Source organism: Halovibrio sp. HP20-59 (genome assembly GCF_033052795.2).
Taxonomy (GTDB): domain Bacteria; phylum Pseudomonadota; class Gammaproteobacteria; order Pseudomonadales; family Halomonadaceae; genus Vreelandella.
Genome location: NZ_JAWJUW020000080.1, coordinates 1 through 279, shown reverse-complemented (window position 1 = coordinate 279; position 279 = coordinate 1). Strand labels below are relative to the sequence as shown.

The window sequence follows — 279 nt, the reverse complement described above, 5'->3', positions numbered from 1 at the left end:
CGATCTGGATCGGCGTCGATAGACCCGAGCCCCTTCCCACTGACGATGAGGTGATGAGCCGGGTCATGGCTGACCTCCAACTGCTTGCCGTGCATGCACACGCGGCAGCGGTCCAGCTTCTGGATCAGCCTGTGCCAGGCCTGGCCGCACTCGGCCTTCCAAGCCTTACCGAACGCGAGCTGCAGGTCCTGCGATGGGCCGCCCAGGGCAAGTCGGCTCGGGACACGGCCCAAATCTTGGAGCCGCCACTCAGCAAGCGCCAGGTTGATCGCTACGCTC

1 protein-coding gene is annotated in these 279 nt (G+C 65.2%); it reads left to right on the top strand.

Annotated elements, in window-relative coordinates:
• Positions 1-65 precede the first annotated feature (65 nt).
• Positions 66-279, top strand: a 214-nt coding sequence (locus RZA33_RS19450; protein ID WP_317509726.1) for a LuxR C-terminal-related transcriptional regulator, incomplete at its 3' end; no start/stop codon positions are given.